Below are 14,172 nucleotides of genomic sequence, written 5' to 3'. Positions count from 1 at the left end.
CACCAATAGAGCGCTTAGTTGCCGAAATGGCATCGATGAACTGTTCAACAGTCTAAGAAAGAAACACCCATTTCTTTCCAGATTATGTGTGTCTGTCACATCAGGCGACCACCTTGAAAACTTCCACGTTATCGACCATCAGGATGATAGCGATCGGTATGACGTCATCTCAATGTCATCCTCGAACTGCCAACCCCTTATTAACATCATTGAGAATCAAGAGATCCGTGTCGTCTCCGACCTGACCGAGCTCAGTGATAATCTGAGGAACAGCCGACTTCGCATGCTAGGCCATCGCAGTAGCTTCACCATGGGCTTAAAAGTCGATCATAAACACGGTGCCGTGCTGTTTTTTAACGCCACTAAGCCCGACTACTTCAATGACGGGACGCTACACGCAGATTTACTGTTTGTGCGAGAAGTCATCGTGAGCTTGCTGTGTCACGATCGCTATAAACACCAGATGTTTTTGCAAGCCTTAAAGCTCGCTCTTCGGATCAGTCACAAGCGTGACCCTGAAACAGCGGACCACCTGCAAAGGATGAGTCGATACAGTAAGTTATTAGCGGAGCTACTTGCGGTGAAAATTCCTGTAGATCATCGCTTCATCCAATGGATAGAGCTCTATTCACCATTTCATGACATTGGTAAGTATCGTATTCCCGATCACATCCTGTTTAGCCCACATCGATATACACCTGAAGAGCGGGCAATAATGAATAAGCACGTTGATTATGGCGTAGATATTATCGACGATGTTCTCGACAATATTGATGTGATGACCGCATCAAGTGCCGAGGTTTCCTTCTTAAAAAACATCATCTACTACCATCACGAGCGCTTCGATGGACACGGATATCCTTCGAGAATAGGCGGAATAGACATCCCTCTCGAGGCGCGTATCATCACCATCGCGGATGTGTTTGATGCACTGTTAAGTAAACGCACTTACAAGCGTGCGTGGAGTATGGGTGACACTCAACGTTATATTGAGCAAGAGGCAGGTCTCGCGTTCGACCCATTACTGGTCACGACGTTGATGGATAATCTTGATCGCTTTCAAGCCATCTACGACGAGTTTCCTCCGGAGCCTATATCCGAGGGTGATGTTGCGTAGTGACTGTTGCTGAGTGCATTTTGCTGAGTACCTTTTGCTTAGCGAGGGTGTGTAAAAAGGTTAAACGCCCTCTGCACTGCCGAACACGCGATCGAAATAGCTGATAGGTGCGACACGTGCACTCGCCGTTCTCTGCCATTTGGTACTGTTTGCGACTAGCCACTTTTGTTGTGAGCCTGCAACTATCGCTTGACTCACTGTTGCCTCACGCAGTTCGTGTTCCATGGCATACTCTTCTTGATTCAAGCCTAGAGGTGAGAGTTCTTGTGGGCTTGGCACTGCAGATGCAAGGCAAACTGCGGCGCAACAAACAATACCAATGTCAGCAGAAAACTGACCAAAGAACTGGCTAATATTGTCACCTACCACATCGCCGTCATTGGTACGTAGCCTGCCACCTGGAATCCAGGTCTCGATATGGTCGTGCTGAGAGAGAATGTGAGCAGCTTGGAAATTATTGGTCACAACACGAAGCTGCTGATGATTGGCGAGCTTTTCCGCAATAGTCGCAATCGTGGTGCCAATACCCAAAAATAAGGTACAACCGTCTGGGATTTCAGCCACCACTTGCTTAGCGATAAGCTGCTTTTCGTCTAAGTTCGTTGCGCTTCGTGAAGCAAAACTTCGATTACTCAATGTTGTCGGCAAACTCACACCACCATGATGTCGCCTAGCAAGCCCGAGTGCGCAAAGCTCATTGATGTCTCTACGAATCGTCTGCGTCGTGACATTAAAATGTCCCGACAGCGCATCAATGGTGCAGTACTCTTGAAGCTGGATTAAATCGATAATGCTCTGTTGTCGCAGGCTTAGGTTAGTCATAGTGGTGGTTGTTACCTTTTGTTTTATCTCAGTAAATACTACACAAGTGCTTCCGCGGGTTCCAAATAGTTTTGCGGCACGTCAGTGATCATCATATCCACTCCCCAACCCCATAATTGCGTCACTAGCTCAGGAAAATTCGGCGTATAGCAATAGAGTTGGTAGCCGGAAGATTTGACGACTCGAGCCGTGGCTTCATCTAGAAAACGATAGTCGCAGTGAACACTGTACGCTGACAAGTTATCTAATATAGACAGTGCGTCTTCTGGTACTTTCTGCCAAAGCTGTCCGCGGCGAATATTTGGCATCTGGTGTTTCATTTGCAGCAAGGCGTCCGTAGAGAAGCTAGAAAACAACACTTGTTCAGGTGCTGTATCGACCTCTTCCATCACAGTTTTTACTTGCTGGCAAAGCAGCTCAACGTTGTCACCTTCATAAACCTTAAGCTCGATGTTTAGCTTCACTCTATTACGCTGAGCAAAAAGCAAGGTCTCTGCCAGTGTTGGAATAGGCTCATCGCGATAGGCTTCACCAAACCATAAACCAGCATCAAGCGCTTTAAGCTCATTAAGAGTCAGTTGTGAAACTTTACCAGTGCCATTAGTGCAACGGTTTACCGTTTGGTCATGAATAACCACAGGCACTTTTTCTTGGCTAAGCTGAACATCAATTTCAATCCACTCTGCACCGTGTTTAGCGGCAAGCTCAAAAGCTGCCATCGTATTTTCAGGCGCAAGACTGGATAAGCCGCGGTGTGCTGTCGTTTTCATTTGATACCTCTAAATGTTCATTTATGTTCACCTGAAGCATCTCAACCCAATATGACACAAGTATTGCAGTAAAAACAACAAATGATGAAAACAAAACCTTTCAATTAAGTTCATTTAACTGTCACTGAATCGTCATTTTCCTAGTTTAATTTTCATTTGAACATTTAGAGCGGATAACACCACACAAATGAACATCTGCTCATGTGAACTAACACCAATACTCAATGAATGAAGGGAAAGGATATGTCTATTAAGCACCTAACAAGCATTGCTGTGACAGCCGCGCTTATCAGCACAGGCGCTCAAGCCAAAACAGAGGTTGAATGGTGGCACGCTATGGGTGGCGCTTTGGGTCAAAAAGTCAACGAAATTGCCGCTGACTTCAATGCTAGCCAATCAGAATACGAGATCAAACCTGTATACAAAGGTAGCTATGCTGAAACTATGACCAGTGCTATCGCTGCTTTTCGTGCTAAAGAGCAACCTGCAATTGTTCAGGTGTTTGAGGTCGGTACGGCAACCATGATGGGTGCAAAGCAAGCCATCTACCCTGTTTATGAGTTGATGGAAGACACAAAAGAACCGTTTAACCCTGACAACTACCTTGCGGCTGTGACGGGTTACTACACAACGAACGACGGTCAAATGCTTTCAATGCCGTTTAATAGCTCAACGCCAGTGATGTATTACAACAAAGACATGTTTGCTAAAGCCGGCATCGAGTCCGCTCCTGAGACATGGAAAGAGATGGAAGAGGTATCTCGTAAGTTACTTGCGTCAGGCGCGAAATGCGGCTTCACAACTACATGGCAATCTTGGACGCAGATCGAAAACTTTGGCGCTCGTAACAATATCCCTGTTGCGACTAAGAACAATGGTTTTGGTGGATTTGATACCGAGTTTAAGTTTAACGCCGCTCCGTATGTGAAGCACATTGAGAAGCTGGGCGAGTGGTCGAAAGAAGGCATCTATAAGTACGGTGGTCGCCAGTCGGATGGCATGCCACTTTTCTATACCCAAGAGTGTGCAATGACAATGGGCTCGTCTGCAGGCTTGGCTGGTATTCAAGAGAACATGAAGGGCATCAACGTTGGCGTTGCTCAACTTCCATATGACGATGAACTGATTGCTAAGCCACAAAACACCATCATCGGTGGCGCATCTCTTTGGGTTCTTCGTGGTCATTCATCAGAAGAGTACAAAGGCGTGGCTAAGTTCTTTAGCTACCTTTCAAGCTCAGAAGTCCAAGCTGACTGGCACCAGTTTACAGGTTACCTGCCAATCACTAAGCAAGCTTACGAGCTGACTAAGCAACAAGGCTTCTACCAAGCAAATCCAGGGACAGACACGGCTGTTGTTCAGATGACGTCGACAGAGCCAACAGCGAACTCAAAAGGCATTCGTTTTGGTAACTTCCTACAAACTCGCGACATTATCAATGAAGAGCTAGAAGCCGTTTGGGCAGGCAAAGCTTCTGCTAAATCAGCGCTAAACAACGCAGTTCGCCGTGGTGACGAGCAGCTTCGTCGCTTTGAGCGCACACAGAAGTAACCCGTTGTCCATTCTACGCCGCCACGGTTTTTGATGTGGCGGCATTTCGGTATTTTTTATGTCTTCACAAGTTGTATTCAAAAACAAGTGGTTACCCTATGCGCTTATCGCGCCGCAGTTGGTCATCACTATCGTGTTTTTTATCTGGCCCGCAGGTCAGGCCGTCTTCCAATCGTCTCAATTGGAAGACGCTTTCGGCATCAGCCGAGAGTTTGTTGGACTGGAGAACTTTAGCAAACTGCTCAATGACAGTTACTACCTAGATTCTCTTTTCACTACCCTACAGTTCAGCGTTAGTGTCGCGGTATTAGCGCTAGTCAGCGCACTGATTTTGTCTGCGTTTGCTGAGCACATCGTACGCGGCGCGACCATGTATCGCACCTTCTTAATTTGGCCATACGCCGTTGCCCCAGTCGTCGCGGGTTCACTATGGTTATTCCTCTTCGACCCAACAATTGGTGTTATCACCGATGTGCTTAAGTGGTTTGGCGTGCAGTGGAACCCAACGCTCAATGGGTCGCATGCTATGTGGATGGTCGTCATTACCTCGACGTGGAAGCAGATCAGTTACAACTTCCTGTTCTTTCTTGCCGCCCTTCAATCTGTTCCGAAGTCACTCCATGAGGCGGCAGCGATTGATGGCAGTGGCCCTGTGAAGCGATTCTTGACTATCAGCTTCCCACTTATTTCACCTACCAGTTTCTTCTTGCTGGTCGTGAACTTTGTCTACGCCTTCTTTGACACGTTCGCCATTATCCATGCAATGACACAAGGCGGACCAAGTAACAGCACGTCGACTTTAGTTTACAAAGTATATAACGATGGATTTATCGGTCTGGATCTCGGCTCATCCGCCGCTCAGTCGGTCATCCTAATGATTCTCGTCGCCCTGCTCACGGTGATTCAGTTTAAGTATGTTGAGAAAAAGGTGGCGTACTAATGGTTGAGAGAAGACCCCTATTTACGATTTTTTGCCACGTTATTTTGGCGCTCGGCATTATCTCTATTGCGCTTCCAGTATGGATCGCCCTAGTCGCGACCACTCACGACAACACTGCGTTTGCGACCGGCACACCCCTGTGGTTTGGCGACCTTGGCTTTAGCGTGTTTGGCGAACTTCTCAGCAATCAGAGTTCATTTAACAACAGTGCCTTACCTATTACGCACATGTTGACTAACTCTCTGATCATGGCGTTGTGTATTACATTCGGCAAACTCATCATCTCAATCATGTCAGCGTATGCCGTGGTGTTCTTTCGATTTAGAGGTCGCATGATTGCATTCTGGATGATTTTCTTCACCCTAATGCTACCTGTTGAGGTCAGAATCATGCCGACGTTTGAGGTCATCACTAATCTCAACATGCTGAATTCGTTCTATGGACTCACGATTCCATTGATTGCCAGTGCCACCGCTACATTCTTATTCCGTCAATTCTTTATGACGGTACCCAATGAACTAGTCGAAGCCGCAAGAATTGATGGTGCTGGCCCGATTAAGTTCTTTTTCGATATTTTGTTGCCGCTATCGCGCACCAATATCGCCGCACTATTCGTTATTACCTTTATCTATGGTTGGAACCAATACCTGTGGCCACTTCTCATCACGACTGACGTGCAGTACTACACCATCGTCATGGGCATTAAACAGATGCTTGGTGTGGTTGATGGCGTCATTGAATGGAACAAGATTATGGCGACCACCATCATCGCTATGTTGCCACCGGTCATTGTTGTCATCGGTATGCAAAAAGCATTCGTTAAAGGCTTGGTAGATTCGGAGAAATAAATGTCTACACTTACTCTTTCAAACATCGCTAAATGTTACCCAAATGGCTACCAAGCGATCCCGAACATTAACTTAAACATTGAAGACGGCGAAATGGTTGTCCTTGTTGGTCCGAGTGGCTGCGGTAAGTCGACGCTGTTACGCATGCTTGCGGGGCTTGAGGAAATCACCTCTGGAACCTTGCAAATCGACGATAAAGTGGTGAATAACCTAGAGCCTGGCGAGCGCGATATTGCGATGGTATTCCAAAACTATGCGCTTTATCCTCACATGACGGTCTATGACAACATGGCGTATGGACTCAAGAACCGTAAGACGCCGAAGGCAGAAATCAAGCGCTTAGTCTCAGAAGCGGCAGAGATGCTAGAGCTCAACGGCCTACTTGACCGTAAACCTAAACAGTTATCCGGGGGCCAAAGACAACGTGTGGCGATGGGACGTGCAATCGTGCGTGAACCAAAGGTGTTCTTGTTTGATGAACCATTGTCAAACCTCGATGCGAAGCTGCGTGTCCAGATGCGCCTTGAGATCAAACGTCTACAACGCCGATTGGGTACCACATCGGTATACGTCACACACGATCAAGTCGAAGCCATGACGCTAGCGGACAAGTTGGTTGTTCTTAACAAGGGCAACGTAGAACAGGTGGGTACGCCGCTCGAGATTTACGATAACCCCGCATCTTTGTTTGTTGCGACTTTCATTGGCTCGCCATCGATGAACATTCTTGACGCCATTGTTTCTATCGAAGGTATTGAACTTGACCACTCGCTTCTTAAGCTAAACACCTCTTCATTGGGGCTTGGTGACATTAAACTGGGTCTAAGACCAGAGCATTTGAAGCTTACTGAAGACAACCCGTGGTTCCATATTGAAGTCGAACTGATTGAGGCTCTAGGAGCAGACTTATTACTCTACTGTAAAACTCTTGGTTCAGAAGACCAAAAACTGGTTGTTCGCGTCGAAGGACACTCTAAGATTGCCATCGGTGATCAGCTGGGTATTGATATTGACCTAGAACACGTCCATCTTTTTGATAGTAAGACATCAAAACGTATTCACTTTGACGCCAATGCAGAACAACAAGAGGTTATTAATGCCTAAGCCTTTAGCAGCGATATCTCACGCTCAGGCAAATGAGATTCAATGGTTACTAACAGATGTCGACGACACACTGACATGGGAGGGAAAGCTCCCGTCAGAAACATTGAGCGCCCTATCGAAACTCAAAAATGCTGGAATTAAGGTCGTTGCGGTGACCGGTGCGTGCGCCGGTTGGTGTGACCAAATTGCCAAGCTTTGGCCAGTGCATGGTGTCATTGGGGAAAACGGTGCATTCTGGATGCAGAAAAACCCGTCTGGGTTTCATACTCACTCGCAGACCCCTATGAGTGAAATGAGAGCTCAGCAGCAAGCATTGATCGACCTCTTGAAGGAGGTACTTGTCGACTATCTAGGCATCGACTTTGCTAGCGACCAAGGTTTTCGTTTTTGCGATGTCGCCATTAACCTAGGGCAGGATCGTGAGCCTGTCGATCCTATAGTGGCTGAAACACTGCTGACTGCAATCCGACAACTCACATTGAACGGACAGCCAGTAAAAGCAACACAGAGCTCTATCCATATCAACGTTTGGGTCGGAGAGCACAACAAGCGTATCGCAAGTGAACTCTATCTTAAGCAAAACGCTGATTTCGAGAGCCTCAAGCTTGCAAACATCGCTTATATCGGCGACTCGCTTAATGACGAAGCGATGTTTGAGTGGTTGCCAACCACATTTGGGGTCAATAACATCACTCCGCTGTTAGGCAAGCTAAATGCTAAACCTAACTATGTGACTCGAGGCAATGGTGGCTATGGATTTGCCGAATTAGCTGACTTGCTCATTAGCATGCGTTGACGCACTCTACTACACGAAAAAGAGACATCCTGAAAGAATGTCTCTTTTTTGTTTTTGCGAACCGCTTACGCTTTGTTTTTACGCTTTGGTCGCTTCCATAGCATCAGACTTGGGCGTTTTACTGACCTTAGTCGGTACTGTCTGCGGAACCAATGCCAATAACCCTGTAAGCCCCAATGCAACAAGACCAGACATGGTGACCGGAGAACCAAACACGGTTTGTACTAGCTTAGGTGCCTCCTTTAGTAAATCTGGTACTAGCATCACTCCCAAACCTAAACCAAATGAGATAGCAATCGTCATGATTTTGCGTCTATCTAGCTCTTCATTAGCGATAATCTTGATGCCGGCTGCTGCGACGGTGCCAAACATCACTAGTGTTGCGCCACCAAGTACAGGCTTAGGAATAGTCATCAGTACTGCACCGAGGATCGGAAACATACCAAGAACAAAAAGAATCGCAGCAATAAAGTAACCTATGTATCGACTCGCGATCCCCGTTAAATGAATCACGCCGTTATTTTGGCTGAAGGTCGTGTTCGGAAAGGTGTTGAAGGTCGCTGCGATCAGAGAGTTAATACCATCAGCTAAAACGCCGCCTTTAACTCGTTGTAAGTACCCCTTCCCTTCAATAGGCTGTTTCGAGAACATGCAGTTTGCTGTGAGATCGCCCGTAGACTCAATAGCCGTAATTAAATAGATGAACGCAATCGGCAAAAACGCCTGCCAGTCGAATGCGAATCCATACTTAAACGGAACTGGAATACTCAAAAGAGGCTGCGCGCTAAAGTTCGCCATAGAAGCTTTACCCATCATCGAGGCAACAAACCAGCCCACTAGCAACCCAACAAGAATCGACGACAGACGAATCATAGTATTACGGCTAAGGTTTAGCACAACGATGGTTGCTAGAACGATACTACCGAGTAACAGGTTGCTTCCCGAACCAAAATCCTCGGCACCGACTCCACCTGCAATATCTGTCACTCCGACTTTAATAAGTGAAATACCTATGGTTGTGATAACTATCCCTGTGACAACAGGAGTTATGACGACTTTAAGCTTATCGATGAAACGCGACAAAATGATCTCGACAAACGCACCAAAAAAACAAACACCGAAGATGGTGGCCAGCATCTCCTCCGGACCGCCACCGTTGGCTTTGACCAGAAAGCCTGCGCCCAGTAGCGAGCCAAGAAACGCAAAACTTGTGCCTTGTACACAAATCATCCCCGCCCCAACTGGGCCAATGCGTTTTGCCTGAATGAACGTCCCTACCCCCGATACCATGAGCGCCATACTAATTAAGTAAGGAATATGCTCTCCGAGCCCAAGCACACCGCCAATGATAAGCGTGGGTGTGATGATGCCAACAAAGCTCGCTAGCACATGCTGCAAGGCAGCGTAGCTCGCAGATTTTGCCGAGGGTTTGTCATCGAGTCCGTAGATGAGATCTTCTTTGTCGTGTTCCATGTGACTTCCTTTCTGTATTTTTAATTGTATACAAAACCAACCATCGATAGTAAGCAATATGTATACCACTAATTTAAACCCCTTAAATTCAATACTTTAGTCATATTGCGTTCGACTCTACGCACCGAAAAGTAGCAACTTTTTTCTCAATTGATGCAAATATGGACAAACAAATTAACAACTTCCTCTTTGACTTACAGGTGTACGCTGATATTCTAGCGAACAGTTGTAAGCTTAAATGGAGTTTATTGATGGATACGGCGAAAAAGCCTCCGGTTATTTGGCTAAATGTAGCGATTTTTCTAGGCACTTTTATTTTGGCAACCGTCGGTGTCGCATGGTATGGCGTGGTCGAGGGCTATAGCTTGGCCCACTGGGTATGGCTGGTTATTGCTTTTGTATTTTGCGGGATGTCTATTACGGCGGGTTACCATCGTCTTTGGTCCCACAAAGCCTATGAAGCCCACAAGGCTTTGAGATATCTCTTTGCGATTGGCGGTGCTTTTGCGCTACAAAACAGCGCGTTACATTGGTCTTCGGACCATCGTGTTCATCACAAGCATGTCGATAACAACGACAAAGATCCCTACTCTGCTAAGCGTGGATTCTGGTACTCGCACATTGGTTGGATGCTAAGGGAGTATCAGGCTCAGCGTTATGATGATTACCGTAATTGTCGAGATCTACAAAAAGATCCTGTGGTCACGTGGCAACACAAACACTATGTACTTCTCGCGCTATTGACCAACTTTGGTATCCCGATTGCTCTTGGCTTACTCTACGGCGATCTAATTGGCTTTGTGCTTGTCGTAGGGGCACTGAGATTGGTGCTGAGCCATCACACTACTTTCTTTATAAACTCACTAGCTCATATCTGGGGTTCACAGCCTTACACCAGCAAAAATACAGCTCGTGATAACGGAATCCTCGCTTTCTTTACCTTTGGTGAGGGTTATCATAACTTCCACCACATCTTTGAGCACGACTACCGTAATGGTATTCGTTGGTGGCAGTTCGACCCAACAAAATGGTTAATTCGAGGTAGTGCTAGTATCGGCTTAGCTTCAAACCTAAAACGTGTTTCTGCCTATAGAATTGAAAAGGCACGTCTACAGCAAACCATGGCCAACGCTAAAGATAGAATTTTCAAGCTTCCTAATGCCGAGCAAATCCAAACTGCATTAGAGCATGAGTTGCAGCAACTATTAGCTAAACTCACCGAGTACGACGAGGTTAGGAGCCAACTTATTGACTCCGCGAAATCCAGCGTAAAAGAGAAGTACGAACTTGCACTGCTGCGCGTCAAGTTAGAGCAGTTAGATATTAGTTTGAAGGAACAGAAAAAACGTTGGAACGCGATGGTGAGCAATCCTCGTTTGGCTATAGCGTAGTACAAGATAGCGCAATCTAGCGAATGTAATGCGTTAAGCTTTATTGACACTGAGCGAGCACTATCTGTGCTCGCTTTTTCTTTATAATCACGGCTTATTTGTCCAGTCGTGATCACTATGAAAAAGAACAATCTTTGGCAATTCTCTCAAGCCTCCATGGGTATTGTGCAATGGATAGGCGTCGCCATCATCATTGCTCCAGTGATCATATCTCGTACAGGTAGTGCCATATTAGTTGGGCAGGTGATGTTAATCCTGGGGCTGATCGGGCTCATTGCTCCTCTGCTTGGTGCTCTCGCTGACCGCTACTCATTGCATCGTCAGCTGCATTGCTTTGCTCTGGGTTGCCATTGCTTTGCACTAATAATGTTACTGCTGGTCGAACATACCGCTTGGCACTACTGGGGGATTGCGGTCCTAGTGGGTCTTGGAAGTAATTTAATCCTCATCCTCAACCCAACATTTGCGTTAGAGCTCAATCACAATCCAGCAGAGCAAACAAGATCGCTAAAACGTCTGTTCCAGCTGCAGATGCTTGGTGTTGCAGTCGCTGGCATTGCTGTCGGCACACTTAGCCACTTTGGCTTTACAGACACATTTCAGATAATTGCGCTTATCATCCTAGATATGAGCTTGCTTGCTCTCATTCTTATTGCTCCACCAGCTGATATACAAACAAATGATGGTCTCGAAAATACTCTCTCAGCAGAGCACCGACGCTCTTCACCGTCAATTTGGTTTGGATTCGTAATTTGTGTGGCTTTATCGATGTTTATCGGCTCAAATATGGTTGAGTTCGGGCCCATTATTATCGAACAAGCGTTTGGCGTCACGGTCGCAAGCTCAGCATTTGGTATGGCGATAGCGGCTTTAGCGACACTTGTTTCGCTAGCTCCTGCTGGGAAATGGATGGAGAAGCACGGCCCTCAAGCGCTCTGGCTAGTAACGATAGGGATCAATCTCATCGTCGCCGCTGCAATGTGGGTCATGTATGGACAAGAAGTCGTATCGCTATTGCCGTTATCACTCATTCTCATGTCAATCATCAATGGTGCATGGAATGATATCTCTATCGCTGCACTTGCGGATCAAATAAGCCCCTATTCTCCCGCCACGTCACAAGGCTACATGGCTGCGGCGGTCTCATTAGGATTTTCGGTTGGGACATACTGTGTCGGGTATCTCATCGATAATCAGAATGTGGCTGGCGTAGTAAACTTCTTGGCGGTAAGTGGCATAGCGGTTTCAATCATTGCCGTGGTGATCATTAAACTGCACCGGTATCAATTAACGCGACAGCTAAAAGTAGAAAAAGCGATTTGACTCGCATTGGTACGGAAAAGATAGCAAGTTGAGTATCAATAAACTCAACTTGCTGCAGAAAATTAAAGTACAGACGTTCTATTTCGTCCCAGTTCCTTCGACTGGTAGAGCGCCTTATCCGCCCTCTTAAGCCACTCAAGGTGGTTGGCATCATCAGTTCGTCCCTCGGTAATGCCCAAACTGATGGTGTACTTGAGTTCCTCTCCGTCAATGACAATAACCATCTCTTCTATCTTTTTGCGTAAGCGCTCAGCAAAATACGTCGCCTGATCTGCTGACGTATCAGCTAACAATACTGCAAACTCTTCGCCGCCATAACGGCCACAAACGTCGGTCCCACGAGCCGCTTTCATCAACTGACGAGCAGTTTCTTTGATAACCTTATCTCCCCATGCATGACCATAGGTATCGTTGACCCTTTTAAAGTGGTCGATATCAAACATGACTAATGACGATTTTTGCCCTGTAGTTTGAACATGGTGAAACTCGTCGACAAAATTCGTTTCCCAAAATGCGCGATTAAAGAGACCTGTCAGACCGTCAGTACGCCCTATTTCGGTAAGCTTCTCGTTTGAGCGCTTAAGGTGCATTTTGCTCTTAGCAACGTCGCTCACGTCCTGCAACATGATGGCAAAGTGGGTCACCTCGCCTTTCGGTGACTTAAGAGGGGTGATGACCATATTCTGGTACATCTTAATGAGCCCCTGTGAAACTGGAGAGAAGTTCTTAAACTCAAAGATAATAGGCCTGTCTTCCCAGTTAGAGAATCCTCTGGTTTTTAGCTTACTAGCAGATTCCAGTTTTGCTCGCAGCCAACTCTCTGGTAGCTCTGGATAGCTATCAAATAGGCTTTTCCCCATGATTGACTCAGCGTTGATGCCACTGTAGTTCTGCATGAAGCTGTTCCATGCACATACGTGATATTCGCGGTCAATAACAACAAGTCCAGCATCTAGGGTATCAAGTAGCTGCATGGTCCAGTGAAAGTCTGACAAATCCAGTGTCATGGTCGTCATTGCAATAACTCCATTTGGCGACGAATAATATCGACTGACTCCTCGTCGAACATAAACAGGACTGAACAAAACAAGTCCAAAGCCTCTGCATCGTAGGTATATTCAACGGTAAATACATGCTCGTTATCCTTGAGCATCGAATTTTCTGGGCTAAAGTCATTGATTCTAAGAGGCTCACGTAATGAAAACTCCAAGCACAATTGCTCGGAAAGTGAGACCAAGAATGAAGAGACTAAAACGTTGACCAGATTGACCACGACTTCATCATTAGACACCTCACCGCTGGCGAAACCCAAGCGCTCACCTACCTGAGCAATAGAGTCGCCTTCAATACAAACCAGCGCTTCGCCATGCAGTCCACCGCCTACAAATCGCTGAGCGGCAGCACAGCTATTTTCTCGAGTTAATGTATCTTGAATCATCATGGTCAGTTCACTAAAAGACAACTCCCCGACAGTCGGTACTGGCAGCAAAATGAATTCTTTTAGCAACATTGATATGGTTGCCGCACCCGCACCTAAAGCAATATTGGATGTTTCTTGAAAGCGCTCAAACATCTGAGCTTTAGAGTAGTGTTGGCGCTCTGTCGAGGTTCGCGTATAGGGAATACTTAAATCGTTGAATAGCGGAATCGCAACTTCAGATGAGAGTGGTTTTTGAACAAATGCATAAGCACCTAATTCAAAACAACGGGCTTGTGCTAACTCTTGAATATCACCAGAGACCATTACGATCTTTGCCGTGCATCGTCTTTGCTGCAAAATGGATAACACTTCAAAACCATCCATTTCATGCATCGTAATATCGAGGAACACGATGTCTACGGGCTGAAGATCAATAATTTCAATGGCTTCATGTCCGTTTGTTGCAAACAGAATATCCCCCGCAAAACTTGCGTCTATACAGTTTGCTATACTCTTTCGTGCGACTTTCGAGTCATCACATATTAATATCCGCATGAACCCATTCAGCTTATTGATAAATTACCCTACGCCATATAAACAGAATTTCATTCCGGAAG

13 protein-coding genes are annotated in these 14,172 nt (G+C 46.3%); 8 read left to right on the top strand and 5 right to left on the bottom strand.

The genetic code is table 11. From position 1 onward, the window contains the following. Window positions 1–88: 88 nt before the first annotated feature. Window positions 89–1,117 carry an HD-GYP domain-containing protein gene (locus tag J4N45_RS13890; RefSeq protein WP_252011969.1) on the top strand — a complete coding sequence of 343 codons (1,029 nt, stop codon included), beginning with the start codon at window positions 89–91 and terminating at the stop codon, window positions 1,115–1,117. A 60-nt stretch (window positions 1,118–1,177) separates the two neighbouring features. Here J4N45_RS13890 and J4N45_RS13885 read toward each other — a convergent pair whose 3' ends face one another. Both J4N45_RS13885 and J4N45_RS13880 read right to left on the bottom strand, forming a co-directional pair. Continuing rightward, the gene (locus J4N45_RS13885; RefSeq protein ID WP_252011968.1) at window positions 1,178–1,939 is read right to left on the bottom strand and encodes a DeoR/GlpR family DNA-binding transcription regulator; all 762 of its coding nucleotides are present in this window, start codon (window positions 1,937–1,939) and stop codon (window positions 1,178–1,180) included. A gap of 38 nt (window positions 1,940–1,977) precedes the next feature. Next, window positions 1,978–2,709 (bottom strand): glycerophosphoryl diester phosphodiesterase, encoded by a 732-nt coding sequence (locus J4N45_RS13880; protein ID WP_252011967.1) that lies wholly within the window; start codon window positions 2,707–2,709, stop codon window positions 1,978–1,980. A 243-nt stretch (window positions 2,710–2,952) separates the two neighbouring features. Here J4N45_RS13880 and ugpB point away from each other — a divergent pair, with 243 nt between their 5' ends. Genes ugpB through J4N45_RS13855 form a run of 5 tightly spaced genes read left to right on the top strand, consistent with a single transcriptional unit; the run spans window position 2,953 to window position 7,948 of the window. Next, window positions 2,953–4,260, top strand: coding sequence for a sn-glycerol-3-phosphate ABC transporter substrate-binding protein UgpB (ugpB, locus tag J4N45_RS13875; RefSeq protein WP_252011966.1), 1,308 nt, complete (start codon window positions 2,953–2,955; stop codon window positions 4,258–4,260). 58 nt (window positions 4,261–4,318) lie between these two features. Continuing rightward, window positions 4,319–5,200 (top strand): sn-glycerol-3-phosphate ABC transporter permease UgpA, encoded by an 882-nt coding sequence (gene ugpA, locus J4N45_RS13870; protein WP_042472334.1) that lies wholly within the window; start codon window positions 4,319–4,321, stop codon window positions 5,198–5,200. Next, complete coding sequence (gene ugpE / locus J4N45_RS13865) at window positions 5,200–6,048, top strand: sn-glycerol-3-phosphate ABC transporter permease UgpE (protein WP_128648886.1); 849 nt, start codon at window positions 5,200–5,202, stop codon at window positions 6,046–6,048. The genes ugpA and ugpE overlap by 1 nt, the downstream gene beginning before the upstream one ends. Next, window positions 6,049–7,152, top strand: a complete 1,104-nt coding sequence (locus J4N45_RS13860) for a sn-glycerol-3-phosphate import ATP-binding protein UgpC (protein WP_252011965.1) — start codon at window positions 6,049–6,051, stop codon at window positions 7,150–7,152. Continuing rightward, on the top strand, window positions 7,145–7,948 hold the full coding sequence (locus J4N45_RS13855) for an HAD-IIB family hydrolase (protein ID WP_252011964.1): 804 nt from the start codon (window positions 7,145–7,147) through the stop codon (window positions 7,946–7,948). The genes J4N45_RS13860 and J4N45_RS13855 overlap by 8 nt, the downstream gene beginning before the upstream one ends. 78 nt (window positions 7,949–8,026) lie before the next feature. Here the strand turns inward: J4N45_RS13855 and J4N45_RS13850 are convergent, their stop codons facing one another. Continuing rightward, entirely contained in the window at window positions 8,027–9,421 is a 1,395-nt protein-coding gene (locus J4N45_RS13850) for a nucleobase:cation symporter-2 family protein (protein ID WP_252011962.1), read from the bottom strand. Window positions 9,422–9,672: 251 nt separating this feature from the next. Here J4N45_RS13850 and J4N45_RS13845 point away from each other — a divergent pair, with 251 nt between their 5' ends. Then, the gene (locus J4N45_RS13845) at window positions 9,673–10,812 is read left to right on the top strand and encodes an acyl-CoA desaturase (RefSeq protein WP_252014697.1); all 1,140 of its coding nucleotides are present in this window, start codon (window positions 9,673–9,675) and stop codon (window positions 10,810–10,812) included. 117 nt (window positions 10,813–10,929) lie between these two features. Continuing rightward, window positions 10,930–12,135, top strand: coding sequence for an MFS transporter (locus J4N45_RS13840; protein WP_252011960.1), 1,206 nt, complete (start codon window positions 10,930–10,932; stop codon window positions 12,133–12,135). A 62-nt stretch (window positions 12,136–12,197) separates the two neighbouring features. Here the strand turns inward: J4N45_RS13840 and J4N45_RS13835 are convergent, their stop codons facing one another. Further along, window positions 12,198–13,151, bottom strand: coding sequence for a sensor domain-containing diguanylate cyclase (locus J4N45_RS13835; RefSeq protein ID WP_234495704.1), 954 nt, complete (start codon window positions 13,149–13,151; stop codon window positions 12,198–12,200). Further along, the gene (locus J4N45_RS13830) at window positions 13,148–14,110 is read right to left on the bottom strand and encodes a response regulator (RefSeq protein WP_252011958.1); all 963 of its coding nucleotides are present in this window, start codon (window positions 14,108–14,110) and stop codon (window positions 13,148–13,150) included. The genes J4N45_RS13835 and J4N45_RS13830 overlap by 4 nt, the downstream gene beginning before the upstream one ends. Between the last annotated feature and the right edge of the window lie 62 nt (window positions 14,111–14,172).

Origin of the sequence: Vibrio sp. SCSIO 43140, from assembly GCF_023716585.1 — a bacterium.
Lineage (GTDB): Bacteria > Pseudomonadota > Gammaproteobacteria > Enterobacterales > Vibrionaceae > Vibrio > Vibrio maritimus_B.
The sequence above is the reverse complement of the archived record's forward strand: the minus strand, read 5'-3'. Positions and strand labels throughout refer to the sequence as shown.